Origin of the sequence: Ruminococcus sp. 1001713B170207_170306_F1 (assembly GCF_015668065.1) — a bacterium.
Classification (GTDB): domain Bacteria; phylum Bacillota; class Clostridia; order Lachnospirales; family Lachnospiraceae; genus Blautia_A; species Blautia_A faecis.
This window is the reverse complement of the sequence record NZ_JADPEX010000055.1, coordinates 1-3,967: the sequence shown is the minus strand read 5'-3', so window position 1 is coordinate 3,967 and position 3,967 is coordinate 1. Positions and strand designations below refer to the sequence as shown.

The window sequence follows — 3,967 nt, the reverse complement described above, 5'->3', positions numbered from 1 at the left end:
CTGTGGCTTATTCACTGAGATATGAAAGGTTGAAAAACCTTGAATTTTCAATAAAAAACACTTGATTATATGAGGAGAGTATAGTACCACTCTATAATTCAGAAACGGAGGAAGCGAAAATGTGGCATTTTTGGCTCTTTTTCTTGGCCTTGCTGGCAGTGGTTATTGTACTAATGTATTGCTGCCTTGTTAGAGCTGAAAAAATGGACGATGAGATGGATGAGGCATTTAGAAAACTAAATGAAAAAAGAAAGGATGAGACAAAGCTGTGGCAAGGGGAAGATCAGGAGTAATTTCAAAGGAGTATAAGGGGGAAGATAATACCGCATATCATGATGTAATAAAGTTATTTAAGATATACCGGGTGGTAAACTGGCAAATGCAAATTAAAATCAGCCAGGTAAAAAGAAGATTCCATATGGAGTATGGCACAGATGTGGATGAATTCTTAGACACCATTTATCAGGCTGGAATGGATGTGGAAAGAGATTTAGCATCCGAGAAAGAACGGGTAGAGGCAATCAGCCGATCAAACCAGTATCTACGTTTAATTGATGAAGCAGTCGATCTTATGCGAAGGTATCATCCGCAAGGCGAGCGATACTATTGGGTGCTCTATTACAGCTATCTATCCTCAACAAAACTGGAAAATGTAGAAGAAATATTAGATAAATTGGAGCCTCATTTTCCGCAATATACCAGAATCCATAGAACTACATACTTCCGTTGGAGAGAACAGGCTTTTGAAGCTGTTGGAAGCATATTATGGGGCTATGAAGGGGAAAGCGAGCGCATATTAAAACTGATATGCAAAGATTATGAAGAAAAATAACTATTTCAGAAATCCTATTGACACAGATTTTCCAAAATCACTATAGTGAAATTGCAGAGACGCATACAAGGCGTATAGTAATTTTACATTTGGTTTTGAAGGGAGAAAAAACAAATGATTATTTCAGTTGATACCGGTAATAAGCAGATGAAAACAGAAAACTGTGAATTCAATTCTGGAGTAGAAATTTTAGATACACTGCCAGGGGAATTGGAAGAAGTGATTGAGTATGAAGGAAAATATTATAGGACAACTAATAGAAGAATTTCGTATATGGAGCTTCCTGTATAATAAAAAACGTGGATGTTGAAAATTAAAAATACCTCAGAGTACAATAAGACTACTGACTGGCAGGTTAGTAAAAATCTTATTATACAGAGAGGTATTTACAATGAAGTCTAACACACAGAACGCAAAAATTGAAGCTATTACAGAAAAAACTTTGGTACTCGGAATTGATGTCGGAAGTGAAACGCACTATGCCAGAGCTTTTGATTACAGAGGAATCGAGTATTCGAAGAAGCCATTTAAGTTTAGCAACACAGAGGCTGGATTTGTGACATTTAAGGAATGGATCCTGGACATCAAAGAAAGACATGAGAAGGATAAGGTGGTTCTAGGTATGGAACCGACCGGGCACTACTGGTTCAATCTTGGAAAGTTTCTACAGGATAATGAAATGAAACCGGTTCTTGTAAATCCTCACCATGTGAAAAAATCAAAAGAACTCGACGACAATAATCCAACTAAAAATGACCGTAAGGATCCGAAAGTTATAGCAGGATTAGTTAGAGAGGGACGTTACATGATCCCATACCTGCCGGATGGTGTTTACGCTGATCTTAGAACAGCATCAAACATAAGATTCCAGTTACAGGCGGAACTTACAAGAATTCAAAACAGGATCAGTCGTTGGTTCAATATATATTTTCCTGAATATAAGACGGTATATGGAAAGCCGGATGCCAAGAGCGGAATACTCATCCTTAAAACAGCACCACTCCCTGAAGATATCCTGACGTTAGGTATCGATGGAGTGAACCAGATCTGGCGTGATGCGAAGTTAAGAGCAGTTGGAAAAGCGAGGGCAAAGACCCTGATAGAAGCTGCAGAGCACAGCGTTGGAAGCAAAGAAGGTGCGGTGTCTGCAAGAATGGAAATCCGAATGCTTCTGGAGGACTATGAATCCAGAAATACGCGTCTACAAGAAGTTATGGTTCTAATTGAAGAACTGGTAAGAAAGATTCCGATGGCTGAAAAGCTGTTAGAGATCAAAGGAGTGGGAATCAGGACAGTGTCAGGGTTCCTTGCAGAAGTAGGTGATATCAGCCGCTTCAATAATCCGAAGGAACTGCAGAAGCTTGCAGGATTGGCATTGGTTGAAAATAGTTCGGGAAAGCACAAAGGCGAGACAACAATAAGCAGACGAGGTCGAAAGAGACTCAGATATCTGCTCTTTGAGGTTGCAATGTCACTTGTGTCGAAGAACCAGGAGTTCAGGGAACTCCATAATTATTACACAACCAGAAGGCTGAATCCGTTGAAAAAAATGCAGTCACTTATGGCGATTGCAGCCAAGTTGATACGTGTCTTTTATGCGATGCTGACTAAAGGTGTGGATTATGATCCGAAAAAAATGGTCAGTGACATCAAGAGACCGGCAGTTTATCTACAGGCTGCGTAAGAAAGACAAGTAACTATAGTGGAGGCTGTCATGTGGACAGCCACTGAATCAAGCAGAATGTAACAGATAACGTCCACTGCTCACAGTGCTGGTACAGGAAGCAAGTCAGTAATCAACAATACAAAGAATGAGCCAGTAGTCGGCAGAAATAGTCACCATGGGGCACATGACCCCGTTAAGGAGCATAGCTGACACCCTGGTTATGGGCAGGCAGGACGAAGGGTACGCCCAGAAGGGCATACAGATTAATGAGTGGAAATCTCATCCAGTAAGGTGTAGCCGCACCACTGGTAGCGAGTTTTGGGGATACAGAGGTAACGATGTATTCTAAGTGTAAACAGTTAGGAAATAGGGCTGAAAGTGATTGAGCTCCGAAATCTACGTAACCCGTAGGTCGACGTTTTCTTTCGGGCGGAAGACAATACGTATGTTTCTGTTTGGGTTAGGAAGCATATGCTACGGCGGAGTCTGAGAGCCAGCCATGTTTTACAATGTCTGTATGTTACCTGGGGAGAACCTATACTTTCCTGTGTTAACAGGTATGACGTACGAATGAGAAAAGGAAATCAAATGGAGTATAGGTAGTCGGATGGCCGAATAGTACTAATGAAGGTGGGTAATGCCACTGGAGGGAAGTCGAGAACGGATAACATATATCCAGCCACACGACATCATATCAAAAGGGAAACATTATCTACACTCAGAGGTAGGACAAATAATGACAACAAAACTTGAGAGAATCTCAGAATTATCAAAACAACATCCAGAAATGAAATTTAATTCTATTGGGCATTTGATTAACATTGAGATGCTTAAAGAATGCCACTACAAAATGGATGGCAGAAAAGCGGTCGGGATTGATGGCATTTCAAAAGAAGAATATAACTCAAATCTTGATAACAATCTAAAACAGCTAGTGGAGAAGCTTAAGAATAAAAGTTATCGACCTAAACCAGCACGTAAAGTGGAAATACCAAAAGAGAATGGTAAAACCAGACCTCTTAGTATCTATTCATATGAAGATAAACTGGTTCAGGAAGCACTTAGGAAAGTTTTGGAATCGGTCTTTGAGCCCCATTTCTACAGCAATATGTGCGGCTTCAGACCAAACCGCAACTGCCATGGAGCTATAAGAAAACTAAATGACATGATTGAAGGACATAAGACGAATTATATACTGGATGCCGATATAAAAGGCTTCTTTGATAATTTGAATCATGACTGGATAATGAAATTTATTTCATCACGAATTACAGATAACAGTGTGCTCCGACTGGTAGAAAAGATGCTCAAAGCAGGTATTCTTAAGAATGGAGAATTTTATGTTAACGAATTCGGTGCCGGACAGGGCGGTTTATGCCGAGCTCGGCATAATCCACCTTATGACGAGATAGATGTTATGCCGAGATACGTTCAGTATTCTTAGATTTTTCCAGTGTTTCTATTTGCGT

General features: G+C 40.2%; 5 protein-coding genes. All 5 read left to right on the top strand.

Features of this window, described 5'->3' with window-relative positions; translation table 11 throughout:
• The first annotated feature begins 119 nt into the window (after positions 1–119).
• Entirely contained in the window at positions 120–293 is a 174-nt protein-coding gene (locus I4V84_RS19350) for a hypothetical protein (protein WP_173736148.1), read from the top strand.
• Between the two features lie 86 nt (positions 294–379).
• On the top strand, positions 380–832 hold the full coding sequence (locus tag I4V84_RS19345; protein ID WP_233456117.1) for a hypothetical protein: 453 nt from the start codon (positions 380–382) through the stop codon (positions 830–832).
• 114 nt (positions 833–946) lie between these two features.
• Positions 947–1,123: a hypothetical protein gene (locus I4V84_RS19340; RefSeq protein WP_173736147.1), complete on the top strand. Its 177-nt coding sequence runs from the start codon at positions 947–949 to the stop codon at positions 1,121–1,123.
• Positions 1,124–1,223: 100 nt separating this feature from the next.
• On the top strand, positions 1,224–2,516 hold the full coding sequence (locus I4V84_RS19335; RefSeq protein ID WP_195993183.1) for an IS110 family transposase: 1,293 nt from the start codon (positions 1,224–1,226) through the stop codon (positions 2,514–2,516).
• A gap of 718 nt (positions 2,517–3,234) precedes the next feature.
• Positions 3,235–3,942, top strand: a complete 708-nt coding sequence (locus tag I4V84_RS19330; RefSeq protein WP_195993182.1) for a reverse transcriptase domain-containing protein — start codon at positions 3,235–3,237, stop codon at positions 3,940–3,942.
• Positions 3,943–3,967 lie beyond the last annotated feature (25 nt).